This is a genomic window from Herbaspirillum sp. GW822-FHT03A08 (genome assembly GCF_058801885.1).
Genome location: NZ_JBXANR010000001.1, coordinates 642,435 through 656,337 on the forward strand (window position 1 = coordinate 642,435; position 13,903 = coordinate 656,337).

A 13,903-nucleotide genomic window follows, 5' to 3' on the forward strand; every position below is an offset into this window, starting at 1 on the left:
TTCATCTTGTATTCAAGAATGAATATAAACATGTCAGCAAATACTCTCCGCCAAAATTCCACCCAATCTCCACAACGGACGATCGCCGATGTACTGGCTTCGTATCGCGCCGGCAGCCTCACTCCCGGCAAATTGATTGGTGACCTCCTCACACAAATCGAGCACTCTGATCGCAGCGAAGTCTGGATCAGCCGCGTGCCGGCAAAAACACTCAAACAGCAGGCGGCAGCGCTTGATCTGATGTTGCAAATCAAGGGCGAGGCCGTGTTCGAATCGCTGCCGCTGTTCGGCATCCCGTTCGCGGTGAAAGACAACATCGACGTCGCCGAAATGACGACCACCGCCGCCTGCCCCGAATTCAGCCATGTCCCGCAAGTCAGCGCCACCGTGGTCGCGCGCCTGCAACAGGCTGGTGCGCTGCTGGTCGGCAAGACCAATCTGGACCAGTTCGCCACCGGCCTGGTCGGTGTGCGCTCGCCGTATGGCGCCGTGCGCAACTCGCTGCGGCCGGAATATGTCTCGGGCGGCTCCAGCTCCGGTTCAGCCGTTGCGGTCGCGCTGGGACAAGTGCTATTTTCGCTCGGCACCGACACCGCCGGCTCCGGCCGCGTGCCGGCGGCCTTCAACAATCTGGTGGGGTTAAAACCGACACGCGGCCTGCTCAGTTCCAGCGGCATGTTCCCGGCTTGCCGCACGCTCGACTGCATTTCCATCTTCGCGCATGACGTCGCCGACGCCTGGCGCGTATTGCAAAGCGCGGCAGGATTCGACGCCGGCGACGCCTATTCGCGCAGCCCGGCGATGCTCGGCGTGAAGCGCCGCGGCTACCGCATCGCCGTGCCGCAAAAACCGGAATTCTATGGCGACGACAACGCCAGGCTGGCCTACGAACAGGCACTGGAAAAAATCACCGCCATGCCCGGCGTCAGCATCACGCGCATTCCTTTCGACGCCTTCACCGACGCCGCGCAATTGCTGTATCAAGGTCCTTGGGTGGCGGAACGCCGCGCTGCGCTGGGCGATTTCTTTGACGCCCATAAAGAAGCGATTCATCCGGTGGTAAGAGAGATCACCGAGCAGTCCGACAAGTTCGATGCGGTCGATGCCTTCAACGGCCAATACCGCCTGGCCGAACTGCGCCGCGAAGCCGAGACCCTGCTGCAAAACACCGACCTGCTGCTGGTGCCGACCACCACCACCATGCCGACCATCGCCGCAGTGGAGGCCGATCCCATCGTGCGCAATTCGCAGCTCGGCTACTACACCAACTTCGTCAACCTGATGGACATGGCCGCGCTGGCGATTCCTGCGGTGTGGCGCAAGGATGGCCTGCCTGCAGGGATCACGCTGATCGGTCCGGCCGGGTCCGATCATCTGCTGGCGGAAGCGGGTGCGCAGTTCCAGCAATTGCTGGGCGGCGCAGCCCAAGCCGATGCCGTCGCCGCCGCGCCACTGCCCTTTAACGAACCTACAGTCAAAGTCGGCGTAGTCGGTGCGCATCTGAGCGGCCAGCCGCTGAACTGGCAATTGCTGGAAGCCGGTGCTCGCCTGCATGCCAGCACCACCACCAGCAAACACTATCGCCTCTACGCACTCGCCAACACGACACCGGCCAAGCCGGGATTGGTGCGTACCAATGGCGACGACGGTGCCGCCATCGTCAGCGAAGTCTGGGAAATGCCGCTGCGCAATTTCGGCAGCTTCGTCGCCGCGATTCCGGCGCCGCTCGGCATCGGCACCATGGAGCTGGCCGACGGCAGCAACGTGAAAGGCTTCATCTGCGAGCCGGCAGCACTCGACAACGCACGCGACATCACCGGCTACGGCGGCTGGATCGCCTACCTCGCCGCAAAGATCTGACCCAGTTCTCACACTTATTTCCGCCCCCAACTCACGGAGCCAGCATGAAAAAGACAGCACAACCGGACACGACAAGTAATCTCGCAACGCAAGCTGAACCGCAGGCTGAATCCATGCAGCGCCGCCGCTTTCTCGGCACCGCGGGTACGGTCGCAACCACGCTGGCGTTGGGCGGCGCGCCTGCCATTTTGCGCGCACAAAGTGTCCCGATCCGCATCGGCTACTGGCCTGTCGCCGCCGGCCTGCCCTTCTATGCTGCCGTGGAAGCCGGTTACTTCAAGGAAGCCGGTCTCGACGTACAGCCGATCAAATTCGCTGGTGCACAGCAAGTGATGGAAGCGATGTTGTCGGGTCGCGCCGATGGCTCGGCCAACGGCACCGGCGCCGGCAATCTGGCCATCGGTGAAATCGCCCAGCCGGGATTGTTCAAGATCTTCGCGACCAATCCGAGCAATGCGCAATACGTGCTCGACGAATTTCTGGTGCCGAAGGACAGCACCATCAAATCGATCGCGGAACTCAAGGGCAAGAAGGTCGCCTCCGGTCCCGGCATCCAGAACGTCACGCTGGCCAAGACCGTGCTCGAACGCGCAGGTGCAACCGGCGCCACCGTCACCGAACTGCCGATCGGCCAGCACGTCGCCGCGCTCGCCGCCGGCCAGGTCGACGCCGTCTACACGCTGGAACCGACCGGCACCGTCGGTCGCATGAACAACACCACCCGCGTGCTCGAAACCGGCGTCATCGCCAAGTACATCCTCGGCAATCCGAGCGCGCCATGGCATGGCGGTGCCGCCGCACTGACCACGGACTTCATCAAGAAGCATCCGGCGGAAACCAAAAAATACATCGCCGCCTACACCCGCGGCATCGAGCTGATCCGCAAGACACCGGACAAGGCGCGTCCTTACCTCAAGGGCTACACCGCCATCGAAGGCTCGCTCACCAATGAAGTACCGCTGGCGTCCTACATGCTCTACAACGAGTTCAAGGCCAGCGACGTCGCCTACTTCCAGAAGTTCTACGACCTGTTCGTGGACAAGGGCATCTTCGCTTCGCGCGTGATGGTGGATTCACTTCTTTACAAGGGTTGATCATGGCCGACTCCCTCACTGCTGACGGCTCCTCGACGCCGGACGCTGCAACCGCACAGGCGGCTGAAATCAAAGCAGCGCCGGTTGCCAAGAAGCGCCGCACGCCGCCGTCCTTCGGCAAGCTCCTGCCCATCGTCGGCCCGATTGCCTTGTTCATCATCTGGGACCTGGTGGTGCGCGCCGGCTGGATCAAGGCGATCCTGCTGCCGACGCCTGCGGCGACGCTGATCACGCTGGTCAACGGTCTCGCCGGCGGCCCGCTGCTTGTGGATTTTCTGGTGACCGTGATGCGTACGCTGGAAGCCTTCGTCATCGCCGCCGTAGTGGGCGTGCCGCTCGGCGTACTGCTGGGCAGTAATGAACGCGCTTATCGCAGTGTGGAGTTCCTGATCGACTTCTTCCGCTCGACGCCGTCGTCGGCGTTGATCCCGCTGTTCCTGCTGATCTTCGGCGTGTCGGACATCAACAAGGTTGCCATCGCTGCGTTCGGCGCGCTGCTGATCGTGCTGTTCAACAGCGCTTACGGCGTGCTCAACGCGCGCAAGCAGCGCGTGATGGCGGCCAAGGTCATGGGCGCGTCGCGCTGGCAGATCTTCAAGGATGTGCTGCTGTGGGAAAGCCTGCAACCGACCTTCGTCGGCCTGCGCAGCGCGGTGTCGATGGCGCTGGTGATCGTGATCGTGGCCGAGATGTTCATCGGCTCCGAAAACGGTCTTGGTCACAAGATCATCGACGCCCAGCAAGTGCTGAATGTCCGCGAAATGTATGCCGCCATCCTGGCTGCCGGCGCGCTCGGCTATGCCCTGAACGTGGTGTTCATCGTGATTGAAAAACGTATCGTCCACTGGAGCGGAAGATGAGCGTCGTCATTTCCCCAAAACTGAAATATGAAGAGCCGGTCGTTCCCTTCGTTCCCGGCCCGCCCGGCACGCACATCACAATCCGCGGCCTGACCAAATATTTCGCAGGCTGGCCGCTGTACGAGGATTTCAATCTCGACATCCCGAAGAACAAGATCGTCTCGGTGTTCGGTCCCAATGGCTGCGGCAAGTCGACGCTGATCAACATGATCGCCGGTCTGATTCCGATCGACTCGGGCCAGATCCTGTTCGACGGCAAGTCGCTGGCCGACACCAAGATCGGCTACGTTTTCCAGAACTATCGCGAAGCGATGTTCCCGTGGCTGCGCACCATCGACAACATCGCCTATCCGCTCAAGCTGGAAGGCAAATCCAAGGTCGAGATCAACCGCCGCGTGGAAGAACTGGTCGCCTCCTTCGACGTCAAGTTCGACCTCAACCGCTATCCGTATGAAATGTCCGGCGGACAGCAGCAGACCGCCTCCATCATGCGCGCGCTGGCGCCGGGGCCGGAGGTGCTGTTTCTAGACGAGCCGTTCTCGGCGCTCGACTTTGAGATGACGCTGTTCATCCGTGAAAAGCTGCAGGAAGTCTTCATGCAAACCGGCACCACCATGATGCTGGTCTCGCACGATCTGGAAGAAGCCGTCTATCTCGCCGACGAGATCCTGCTGCTGACCAAGCGTCCGACCAAGGTGGCACACATCCTGCATTACGACGATGCCCGTCCGCGTACGGTGGAGACCCTGACACAACCGCGCTTCATCGAAGCCAAGAAGATGAGCCTGGAGATTTTCCAGACGGAAGTCCGGCGCGAAGCCACGGCGCAACCGCCCAAATAATTTGCTGCATGATTTTTTTTGAACACCACTTTGCCAACAACACTATCAACGTTTCCCTTGACTGGAGCCAAAGATGAACAACCGTCGTGACTTTCTCAAACTGACCGGCGCCGCTGCACTGGGCGCAGCATTTCCGCTGGACCTGCTGGCTGCCGCACCGTTGACGGTCGGCTTCATCTACGTCGGCGCGCGCGACGATTTCGGCTACAACCAGTCGCATGCGCAAGCGGCCGCGATCATCAAGAAAATGCCCGGCATCAAGGTCATTGAAGAAGAGAAAGTGCCTGAAACCGTGGCCGTGCAAAAGACCATGGAAGCGATGATCCAGCAAGACGGCGCATCGCTGATCTTCCCGACCTCGTTCGGCTACTTCGATCCGCACGTGCTGAAAGTCGCAGAGAAATATCCCAAGGTGCGCATTGCCCACTGCGGCGGCTTGTGGACCCAAGGCAAGCATCCGCTGAATGTCGGCAGCTTCTTCGGCTACATCGAAGAGTGCGAATACCTGTCCGGCGTGGTTGCCGGCTACATGAGCAAGTCCAAGAAGCTGGCCTTCATCGCCGCCAAGCCGATTCCGCAGGTGCTGCGCAACATCAACGCCTTCACGCTGGGCGCGCAATCGGTTGATCCATCGATCACCACGCACGTGATCTTCACCGGCGACTGGTCGCTGCCGGTCAAGGAAGCAGAAGCCGCCAACAGCCTGATCGACCAGGGTTGCGACGTCATCACCTGCCACGTCGACGGCCCCAAGGTCATCGTCGAAACCGCCGAGAAGCGCGGCATCATGACCTGCGGCTATCACGCCAGCCAGGCCGCGCTCGCGCCCAAGGGCTATCTCACCGGCGCCGAGTGGAACTGGGCCACGCCCTACACAGAAATCGTCAAGGCGACGGTCGAAGGCAAGCCGATGATCAACTTCCTGCGCGGCGGCCTGAAGGACAACTTCGTCAAGATGTCGCCCTACGGCGCCAACGTCAGCGCCGCTGCCAAGAAGAAAGCCGACGACGTGAAGGCGCAAATGCTGGCCGGCAAATTCCAGATCTTCAAGGGACCGATCAAGGATAACAAGGGCGCGGTGGTGATTCCGGCCGGCACCACGCAGGTGCAGACCGACGTCGCGCTGGAGAAGATGAATTATCTGGTGGCGGGCGTCGTCGGCCAGGTATGAAAACTGCTTAGCGCAATGTGAGACGGCAGCGCGTTGCAGCGACGGAGACGGATCGCTGCAACGCGCCTTGCCTACCTCCGCAATATTTTTCTCGCCCTTCACGTTCATCGATCGCCATGACCACACACGACCGCGCGGAAAACAGTGTTTTCACTTTAAGGCTTAGGGCCCGTGCCGCCGTCGCGCTGGCGCCGGTATTGCCCACGCTGTGCGCACTGGCCGGCGCACTGTTGCTGTTCGTGTTGTTTCTTCTGGTGCAGGGCAAGCCCGCGACCGAAGCTTGCCTGCTGATCTTCCAGGGCGCCTTCGGCTCCATGTTCGCCTGGCAAAATACGCTGCAACGCGCAGCACCCTTGCTGCTGACCGCGCTATGCGTAGCGTTGCCGGCACGCGTCGGCCTGATCGTCATTGGCGGCGAAGGTGCGCTGGCAATGGGTGGATTGTTTGCCGCCGTGCTTCCCTCTTTTTTACCCGCGCTGTCGCCTTGGATCATGCTGCCGGCCATGGCCATCGTGGCCATGATCGCCGGTGGACTCTGGATCGCGCTATGCGGCGCTCTGCGGCAATGGCGCGGCGTCAACGAAACCATCTCCAGCCTGCTGCTTTCTTACATCGCGGTCGCATTGTTCAAACATCTGGTCGAAGGTCCGCTGCGCGATCCGGCCAGTCTCAACAAACCGTCGACAGTGCCGCTGCCGGACGCCTATCTGATCAATCCCCTGCCCGGCCTCGACGTGCACTGGGGATTGGTATGGGGTGCGCTGGCTTGTGTGGCGGCATGGATTTTTCTGCGCCATAGCGTGACCGGTTTTGCCATGGCGATTGCCGGCGGCAACGGCCGCACCGCACGCCTGGTCGGCCTGCCGGTCAATCGGCTGGTCGTCATCGCCTGCGCCATGGGTGGCGCTGCAGCGGGTCTGGCCGGCATGTTTGAAGTCACCGCCGTGCATGGCAGCGCCAACAGCGCGCTGCTGGCAGGCTATGGATTCAGCGGCATTCTGGTTGCCTTTGCTGCGCGCCAGAATCCGCTCGCCATCATCGTCTGCGCCGTCGTCATCGGCGGCGTCGAAGCCAGCGGCAGCCTGCTGCAACGCCGCCTCGATCTACCCGACGCCACTACGCTGGTGTTGCAGGGACTGCTGTTCTGCAACCTGCTGGCATGGGAAGCGATCACCGGCCGCCTCGGCGCACTGAAGACGCGCTGGCAGCAGCAGGCGCAACCCTTGCCGGCCACTGTCGCGGAGACCAGCCATGTCTGATTTCGATTTCACCACGCTGCTGCTGGCCTTGTTCGCCGGCGCGATCCGGGTCGGCACGCCCTTCCTCTTCGTCAGCCTGGGCGAATGCCTGACCGAAAAAGGCGGCCGCGTGAATCTCGGTCTGGAAGGCATTCTCGTGTGCGGTGCGATGACCGGTTATGCAGTCTCCTTCTTCTCCGGTTCGGCCTGGCTGGGCGTGCTGGCGGCGGGCGTCTCCGGCATGCTGCTCGGCACCTTGCACGGGCTGGTGTGTTCGCTGCCGCGCGTCAACGACATCGCCTTCGGCATTGCGCTGATGCTGCTCGGCACCGGCCTCGCCTTCTTCCTCGGCAAGCCGTTCATCCAGCCGCAAGCGACGATGCTGCCGTCGATCGATCTCGGCGGCTGGAGCAGCAATCCTCAAATCCATCATGCGCTGCAGATCAATGCTCTGTTTCTGATCGGTGTGCTGCTGGCGGCGGCGCTGCAATGGGGCTTGTCGAGCACCAGCTGGGGACTGGCATTGCGCCTGGTCGGCGATCATGCCGAAACCGCACGCGCCCTCGGTTATCGCATCAATCTGACGCGCATCATCGCGACGGCCTGCGGCGGTTTTCTGGCGGCGGTGGGCGGCGCTTATCTTTCTCTCTATTACCCCGGTAGCTGGAACGAAGGCCTGTCCAGCGGACAAGGCCTGATGGCGGTGGCGCTGGTGATTTTTGCGCGCTGGCAACCGCTGCGCTGTCTGCTCGCAGCCTTGCTGTTCGGCGCCGCCGGCGCGCTCGGCCCGGCCTTGCAGGCGGTCGGCGTGACCTCGGGCTATTACCTGTTCAACGCTGCGCCTTACGCGCTGACCTTGCTGATCATGATCATTACCTGCCGTCCCGACCGCACGCTGTCGAGCGCGCCGGGCGAACTCAGTCTTACCAGATAAATCAGGAGAAACGACATGTCCGAATTGTTCATTAAAGCCGAACCTTATGCATGGCCCTACGACGGCGCACTGAAGCCGGGCAATACTGCACTGATCGTGATCGACATGCAGACCGACTTCTGCGGCATCGGCGGCTACGTCGACAAGATGGGCTACGACCTGTCGCTCACGCGCGCGCCGATCGCGCCGATCAAGAACGTGCTCACCGCCATGCGTGCCGGCGGCTACACCATCATCCACACGCGCGAAGGCCATCGCCCGGATCTGTCCGATCTGCCCGCCAATAAGCGCTGGCGCTCGCGCCAGATCGGCACCAACGGCGTCGGCATCGGTGATGACGGTCCGTGCGGCAAGATCCTCGTGCGCGGCGAACCTGGCTGGGAAATCATTCCGGAACTGGCTCCCCTGCCTGGCGAAATCATCATCGACAAACCCGGCAAGGGCTCGTTCTGCGCCACCGATCTGGAACTGGTGCTGCACACGCGCGGCATCCGCAATTTGATCCTGACCGGCATCACCACCGACGTCTGCGTCCACACCACCATGCGCGAAGCCAACGATCGCGGCTTCGAATGCGTGATGCTGGCCGACTGCTGCGGCGCCACCGATCACAACAATCATCTGGCGGCGCTATCGATGATCAAGATGCAGGGCGGCGTGTTCGGCGCGGTGTCCGATTCGCCCTCGCTGCTGCAAACGATAGGAAAATAATCATGCACGCGCTCGAGCTGGAAGTCATCGGCGCCGGCAAATCCTTCGGCGAATTCCGCGCGCTGGATGAGGTCTCGATCAAGATCAAGGCCGGCACCATCCACGCACTGCTTGGCGAAAACGGTGCGGGGAAAAGTACACTGGTCAAAGGCCTGGTCGGCTACAGCCCGCTCGATCAGGGCATCATCCAGGCCGACCGCCGCGAAGTGGAAATCCGCGGTCCGCGCGTGCCCAACACGCTGGGCATCGGCATGGTGTATCAGCACTTCACGCTGGCGCCCAGCCTTACTGTCGCAGAAAATCTGCTGCTGGCGCGCGGCCTGATGCGCTGGCGCATCCACTGGAATCTGGAACGCCAGGCGCTGGAAGAATTCATGGAGGCGATGCCGTTCCGGCTCGACCTCGACCGCCTCATCAGCAGCCTGTCCGCCGGTGAAAAACAGAAGCTCGAAATCCTCAAGCAACTCTACCTGCGACGCCGACTGCTGATCCTCGACGAACCGACCTCGGTACTCACGCCGCAGGAAGCCGATGAAGTGCTGGGACTGATGCGCGACCTGACGCGCCGCGAAGAGCTGACCGTACTGATGATCACCCACAAGTTCCACGAAGTCACAGCCTACGCCGACGACGTCACGGTGCTACGCAAGGGACGTCTGGTCGGCAGTGCAGCCGTGGCCGATACCAGCCCCGCCGAACTCGCACACTGGATGATGGGACAGGCGCGCGTCGAAAAAGAAGCCGCGGCCCGCCCGCAAGTGCCTGCCGATGCGCCGGTCGGTCTGAAGGTGGATTCTCTGCTGGTACTCAACGACCGTGGCGTCACCGCCGTCAATACGCTGTCGCTGCAGGTGAAGCGCGGCGAGATCGTCGGGCTGGCCGGCATCTCCGGCAACGGCCAGAAAGAATTGGTGGAAGCCCTGCTCGGCCAGCGCCGCCGCTTGTCCGGTGAAGTGCAGATCAACGGCACCGACTACCAGGCCAGCCGCACAGAAATGCGTGAGCGCAAGGTCTTTGCGTTGCCGGAAGAACCGCTGCGCAACGCCTGCATCGCCGGCATGAACGTCGCCGAAAACATGGCGCTGCGCAACTTCGACGTGGCGCCCTTCCGCCGCAGCGGCTGGCTGCGCTGGAGCGTCAATCGGGCCGCCATGCGCAAGCAGGCGCAGGCCCTGATCGCCGCCTTCAACGTCAAGCCGCCGTTGCCGGAACGCGCCATCGGCACGCTCTCGGGCGGCAACGTGCAGCGCGCCGTGCTGGCGCGCGAGCTGGGCGATTCGACGCGGCAGGAAGATGCGGTGAACGTCCTGATCGTCGCCAATCCGGTGTTCGGCCTCGACTTCGCTTCGGTCGCAGATATCCATGCGCGTCTGTTGCAGGCGCGTGCGCTGGGTACGGCGATCCTGCTGGTCAGCGAAGATCTCGATGAATTGCTGGAACTGTCCGACCGCATCCTCGTCATGACCGACGGTGCCATTGTTCATGCGACCGACGCCGCCGGCGCCGACCGCGCAGAACTGGGACGCTGGATGGCAGGCCACGGCCAACACGGAGAGACGTCGTCCGCATCTGGGCATAACGCGCAACTGGAGACCGCATGATTACCGTCGACGCCATTCCCTACCCTTATCAATTCGACAGCCGCCATACGGCGCTGGTGGTGATCGACATGCAGCGCGATTTTGTCGAGGAAGGCGGCTTCGGCAGCGTGCTCGGCAACGACGTCCGGCCGCTGGCGATCATCGTACCTACAGTCGCAAAACTGCTGGCGCTGGCGCGTGACCATGGCATGCTGGTGGTGCACACACGCGAATCGCATTTACCCGACTTGTCTGACTGTCCGCCGGCCAAACTCAAGCGCGGCAATCCCTCATTGGGCATCGGCGATGAAGGCCCGATGGGGCGCATCCTGGTGCGCGGCGAACCGGGCAACCAGATCCTGCCGCTGCTGGCGCCGCAAGATGGCGAGCTGGTGATCGACAAACCCGGCAAGGGTGCCTTCTACGCCACCGACCTGCACGCGCAATTGCAGGCGCGCGGGATCACTCACCTGCTCTTCGCCGGCGTCACGACGGAAGTCTGCGTGCAGACTTCGATGCGCGAAGCCAACGATCGCGGCTACGAATGCCTGATCGTCGAAGACGCCTGCGCCAGCTATTTCCCCGTATTCCATCAGGCCACGCTGGCCATGCTGACCGCGCAAGGCGGCATCGTCGGCTGGAAAGCGCCGCTGTCTACGCTGCAAGCCTCATTCAAAGAAACCGCCGGAGAATCCGTATCATGAATCCGCAAGTCAATCTGCCGCATGTCGTTGACGAAGTCGCACAAGCCTTTGCCGACTATGAACACGCCCTGCTGATCCACGATGTGCCCGCGCTGGACCGTTGGTTCTGGTACGACCCGCAGACGGTGCGCTATGGCGTAGGCGAAATCCTGCTGGGTGGAGAAGCGATACGCCAATACCGCCAGACCTGCGCACCGGTACATCCTTCGCGCAAGCTGCACCGCACGGTGGTCACGACCTTCGGCAGCGACTATGCTACTGTCAGTACCGAGTTCACCGCCGACGACTCGGATAAGATCGGCCGCCAGATGCAAACCTGGGTGCGCATGGACGCAGGATGGCGTATCGTCGCCGCCCATGTCAGTCTGATGCAATAGCGCCCTGGCGACCTGGCGATCTGACCCCGATTGATCCGATTTCCTTTTTGTATTGATGACGTTCCGCCATGACCGTAACTGCTGCAAATCCGCTTGCTGAACAGGTTTACAACCGGCTCAAGGAAGACATCTTCAATTTCCGCCTGCTGCCGGGCGACAATTTCACCGAAACCGAGATGGCACTGTCCTACGGCGTCTCGCGTACGCCGCTGCGCGACGCGCTGTTCCGGATGCAGCGTGAAGGTTATCTGGATGTCGGTTTCCGCCGCGGCTGGAAGGTGCGGCCGATCGATTTCGACCGTCTCGATAATCTCTACGACCTGCGCATCGTGCTGGAAATGGCGGCACTTGAGCGTCTGTGCCAGAACCCCGATCCTTCGCCCGGTCTGCAGGAACTCAACGCCGTCTGGCTGGTGCCGGAAGAAGAGCGCGAAAGCGAAGCCGTCAAGGTGGCCGAGCTGGACGAGAGTTTTCACACCAATCTGGTCGCTGCCGCCGGCAACGAGGAAATGACGCGCATCCACACCGAAGTAACGGAAAAGATCCGCATCGTGCGCCGCCTCGACTTCCTGAAGAAGAACCGCGTGCTGGCGACCTATGAGGAACACGGCAAGATCCTCAAGCTGATCGCCAAACGCAAGGCTACCGAAGCACAGATCCTGCTGCGCGCCCACATTACGCAAAGCAAGCTGGAAGTGCGCAAGATCACCATCTGGATGCTGGCCGAGGCGCGCCAGGAACAATTGAAAACGCTGCCTTAGCGCCGGAACAAGTCATTCCGACGCCTCGCCCGGATTTACAAGCGCAAAGTCATGAACATGCTGTTCGGATCTTCGCCGTAAGTCCCGAACGGGCCGCAATAGACGAAACCCACGCTCTCATACAATTGCCGGGCCGGTTTGAAGACCTCAAACGATCCGGTCTCCAGGCTGAGACGTTCGTAGCCGCGCGCCTTGGCCTGCCCGATGATATGCGCCAGCATCGCCCGGCCTGCGCCTTTACGACGCAGCGCCTCGGGAGTGCGCATGGATTTGATCTCGCCATGCAGACGATCAAGTTCCTTCAGCGCGCCGCAACCAATCAACTGCGCATCCTCCCAAACCGTCCAGAACGTGATGTCCGGGCTGCGCAGCTTGCTGAGATCGAGCGCATGCACGCTTTCAGGCGGCGAGATCTCTCGCATATTGCGCAAATGTTCTTCGAGCAAGGCGTGAATGGCGGGGCGCGAAAGGTCGTCCACTTCTATCTGCATGGCTGTTTCCCTGAGGTCGTGAGGCGATGGATGGCGAGACTTCTGTCCGATACAGACATTATGCCCAGAGATGTGAAAGATGGCATTAACGCCAAACAACATTGCCGTTTTGAAATAATGCAAACTCAACAACATCCCCGCACTAAGCAGCCTCACGAGCACGGTCATTGCCCCGGAACAGTCCTCGTCATCGCTTGTTTCCCGCCGTTTCGCCGCCAAATCAGGGGTAAGCCTCCGAAAACATTTATAATGGAAGGCTTTTGCAACGGCATCACTTTTAACCTCTTCCATGAAGGTATTTCGCGGACTTCCCAATGCTGAATCGCGTGCGCCCTGCGCGCTGACGATCGGCAACTTCGACGGCGTGCACCGTGGCCACCAGGCGCTGCTGGCGCAGGTGCGCGAAGCTGCAACCCGCCTGAACCTGGATGCCGCCGTGATGACGTTCGAACCGCATCCGCGCGAGTTCTTCGCGCAACTGGCCGGCACCCCTGAAAAAGCCCCGCAACGCATCGCCAACCTGCGCGACAAGCTGCAATCGCTGTCCAACGCTGGTGTCGACCGCGTGATCGTCGAACACTTCAACGCCAACTTCGCCGCCCTGTCGCCGCAAGACTTCATCGAAAAGATCCTGATTCAGGGTCTGCACGTGCGCTGGCTGCTGGTGGGCGAAGACTTCTGCTTCGGCTCGCGCCGCGCAGGCAATATCCAGACCCTGATCGACGCCGGCAAGCAGTACGGTTTTGAAGTACACACCATGCCGAACGTGAACAATGACGGCGTGCGCATCTCGTCGTCGGCCATCCGCGCGGCGCTGGCGAAGACGGATTTTCCGCATGCGCGCCAGTTACTGGGTCATTCGTACGCGATCTCCGGTCATGTGGTGCACGGCAAGAAACTCGGCCGCACCATCGGCTTCCCGACGCTGAATATGCGCGTAGGCCACAAGCGTCCCGCGTTGTCGGGGATCTTTATCGTGCAGGTGCATGGACTGGGCGACAAGCCTTTGCCGGCGGTGGCCAGCCTGGGAGTGCGCCCGACCGTGGACGACAGCGGCCGCGTGCTGCTGGAAACACATATCTTCGATTACAACGGCGATTGCTACGGCAAGTTGCTGCGCGTGGAATTTTTGAAGAAATTGCGCGACGAAGAGAAATACGTCGACCTGCCGACATTGACGGCAGCCATTGAGCGCGATGCGCAACAGGCGCGTGCCTGGTTCAAGGAACAGGCGAGTTTCGCCGTGTCCGCGACCGACCGAATTTGACGCTGGCCCGCCC

At 61.6% G+C, this 13,903-nt stretch carries 14 protein-coding genes; 13 read left to right on the plus strand and 1 reads right to left on the minus strand.

Features of this window, described 5'->3' with window-relative positions; translation table 11 throughout:
* Window positions 1-30 precede the first annotated feature (30 nt).
* The 12 genes from atzF (at window position 31) to AC1RN6_RS03070 (ending at window position 12,132) form a co-directional block, all read left to right on the plus strand.
* Entirely contained in the window at window positions 31-1,860 is a 1,830-nt protein-coding gene (gene atzF, locus AC1RN6_RS03015; RefSeq protein ID WP_493002925.1) for an allophanate hydrolase, read from the plus strand.
* A gap of 113 nt (window positions 1,861-1,973) precedes the next feature.
* Window positions 1,974-2,954 (plus strand): ABC transporter substrate-binding protein, encoded by a 981-nt coding sequence (locus AC1RN6_RS03020; protein ID WP_493003503.1) that lies wholly within the window; start codon window positions 1,974-1,976, stop codon window positions 2,952-2,954.
* Between the two features lie 2 nt (window positions 2,955-2,956).
* Complete coding sequence (locus AC1RN6_RS03025) at window positions 2,957-3,814, plus strand: ABC transporter permease (protein WP_493002926.1); 858 nt, start codon at window positions 2,957-2,959, stop codon at window positions 3,812-3,814.
* On the plus strand, window positions 3,811-4,656 hold the full coding sequence (locus AC1RN6_RS03030; protein WP_493002928.1) for an ABC transporter ATP-binding protein: 846 nt from the start codon (window positions 3,811-3,813) through the stop codon (window positions 4,654-4,656). The genes AC1RN6_RS03025 and AC1RN6_RS03030 overlap by 4 nt, the downstream gene beginning before the upstream one ends.
* A 73-nt stretch (window positions 4,657-4,729) precedes the next feature.
* Window positions 4,730-5,827: a BMP family ABC transporter substrate-binding protein gene (locus AC1RN6_RS03035; protein WP_493002929.1), complete on the plus strand. Its 1,098-nt coding sequence runs from the start codon at window positions 4,730-4,732 to the stop codon at window positions 5,825-5,827.
* Window positions 5,828-5,943: 116 nt separating this feature from the next.
* Window positions 5,944-7,086 carry an ABC transporter permease gene (locus AC1RN6_RS03040; RefSeq protein WP_493002931.1) on the plus strand — a complete coding sequence of 381 codons (1,143 nt, stop codon included), beginning with the start codon at window positions 5,944-5,946 and terminating at the stop codon, window positions 7,084-7,086.
* The gene (locus AC1RN6_RS03045; RefSeq protein WP_493002932.1) at window positions 7,079-7,999 is read left to right on the plus strand and encodes an ABC transporter permease; all 921 of its coding nucleotides are present in this window, start codon (window positions 7,079-7,081) and stop codon (window positions 7,997-7,999) included. Before AC1RN6_RS03040 ends, AC1RN6_RS03045 begins: the two co-directional genes overlap by 8 nt.
* A gap of 15 nt (window positions 8,000-8,014) precedes the next feature.
* Window positions 8,015-8,710 (plus strand): biuret amidohydrolase, encoded by a 696-nt coding sequence (biuH, locus tag AC1RN6_RS03050; RefSeq protein ID WP_493002934.1) that lies wholly within the window; start codon window positions 8,015-8,017, stop codon window positions 8,708-8,710.
* Between the two features lie 2 nt (window positions 8,711-8,712).
* Window positions 8,713-10,311, plus strand: a complete 1,599-nt coding sequence (locus AC1RN6_RS03055; protein ID WP_493002935.1) for an ABC transporter ATP-binding protein — start codon at window positions 8,713-8,715, stop codon at window positions 10,309-10,311.
* Window positions 10,308-10,994 (plus strand): cysteine hydrolase family protein, encoded by a 687-nt coding sequence (locus AC1RN6_RS03060; protein ID WP_493002937.1) that lies wholly within the window; start codon window positions 10,308-10,310, stop codon window positions 10,992-10,994. The genes AC1RN6_RS03055 and AC1RN6_RS03060 overlap by 4 nt, the downstream gene beginning before the upstream one ends.
* Window positions 10,991-11,371: an oxalurate catabolism protein HpxZ gene (gene hpxZ, locus AC1RN6_RS03065; protein ID WP_493002939.1), complete on the plus strand. Its 381-nt coding sequence runs from the start codon at window positions 10,991-10,993 to the stop codon at window positions 11,369-11,371. The genes AC1RN6_RS03060 and hpxZ overlap by 4 nt, the downstream gene beginning before the upstream one ends.
* 68 nt (window positions 11,372-11,439) lie before the next feature.
* Entirely contained in the window at window positions 11,440-12,132 is a 693-nt protein-coding gene (locus AC1RN6_RS03070) for a GntR family transcriptional regulator (protein WP_493002940.1), read from the plus strand.
* A gap of 35 nt (window positions 12,133-12,167) precedes the next feature.
* On the opposite strand, the gene AC1RN6_RS03075 is transcribed toward AC1RN6_RS03070, so the two are convergent.
* Window positions 12,168-12,914: a GNAT family N-acetyltransferase gene (locus AC1RN6_RS03075; protein ID WP_493002942.1), complete on the minus strand. Its 747-nt coding sequence runs from the start codon at window positions 12,912-12,914 to the stop codon at window positions 12,168-12,170.
* On the opposite strand from AC1RN6_RS03075, the gene AC1RN6_RS03080 reads away from it, so the two are divergent.
* Window positions 12,913-13,890 carry a bifunctional riboflavin kinase/FAD synthetase gene (locus AC1RN6_RS03080; protein ID WP_493002943.1) on the plus strand — a complete coding sequence of 326 codons (978 nt, stop codon included), beginning with the start codon at window positions 12,913-12,915 and terminating at the stop codon, window positions 13,888-13,890. The two genes, AC1RN6_RS03075 and AC1RN6_RS03080, sit on opposite strands and share 2 nt — an antisense overlap.
* Window positions 13,891-13,903 lie beyond the last annotated feature (13 nt).

Bases quoted from the DNA above. Each gene is read 5' to 3' on its own strand.
- AC1RN6_RS03070 (WP_493002940.1), top strand. From the start codon at position 11,440: ATGACCGTAACTGCTGCAAATCCGCTTGCTGAACAGGTTTACAACCGG.
- atzF (WP_493002925.1), top strand. From the start codon at position 31: ATGTCAGCAAATACTCTCCGCCAAAATTCCACCCAATCTCCACAACGG.
- biuH (WP_493002934.1), top strand. From the start codon at position 8,015: ATGTCCGAATTGTTCATTAAAGCCGAACCTTATGCATGGCCCTACGAC.
- AC1RN6_RS03055 (WP_493002935.1), top strand. From the start codon at position 8,713: ATGCACGCGCTCGAGCTGGAAGTCATCGGCGCCGGCAAATCCTTCGGC.
- AC1RN6_RS03030 (WP_493002928.1), top strand. From the start codon at position 3,811: ATGAGCGTCGTCATTTCCCCAAAACTGAAATATGAAGAGCCGGTCGTT.
- AC1RN6_RS03025 (WP_493002926.1), top strand. From the start codon at position 2,957: ATGGCCGACTCCCTCACTGCTGACGGCTCCTCGACGCCGGACGCTGCA.
- AC1RN6_RS03020 (WP_493003503.1), top strand. From the start codon at position 1,974: ATGCAGCGCCGCCGCTTTCTCGGCACCGCGGGTACGGTCGCAACCACG.
- AC1RN6_RS03035 (WP_493002929.1), top strand. From the start codon at position 4,730: ATGAACAACCGTCGTGACTTTCTCAAACTGACCGGCGCCGCTGCACTG.
- AC1RN6_RS03075 (WP_493002942.1), bottom strand. From the start codon at position 12,914: ATGGAAGAGGTTAAAAGTGATGCCGTTGCAAAAGCCTTCCATTATAAA.
- hpxZ (WP_493002939.1), top strand. From the start codon at position 10,991: ATGAATCCGCAAGTCAATCTGCCGCATGTCGTTGACGAAGTCGCACAA.
- AC1RN6_RS03040 (WP_493002931.1), top strand. From the start codon at position 5,944: ATGACCACACACGACCGCGCGGAAAACAGTGTTTTCACTTTAAGGCTT.
- AC1RN6_RS03045 (WP_493002932.1), top strand. From the start codon at position 7,079: ATGTCTGATTTCGATTTCACCACGCTGCTGCTGGCCTTGTTCGCCGGC.
- AC1RN6_RS03080 (WP_493002943.1), top strand. From the start codon at position 12,913: ATGAAGGTATTTCGCGGACTTCCCAATGCTGAATCGCGTGCGCCCTGC.
- AC1RN6_RS03060 (WP_493002937.1), top strand. From the start codon at position 10,308: ATGATTACCGTCGACGCCATTCCCTACCCTTATCAATTCGACAGCCGC.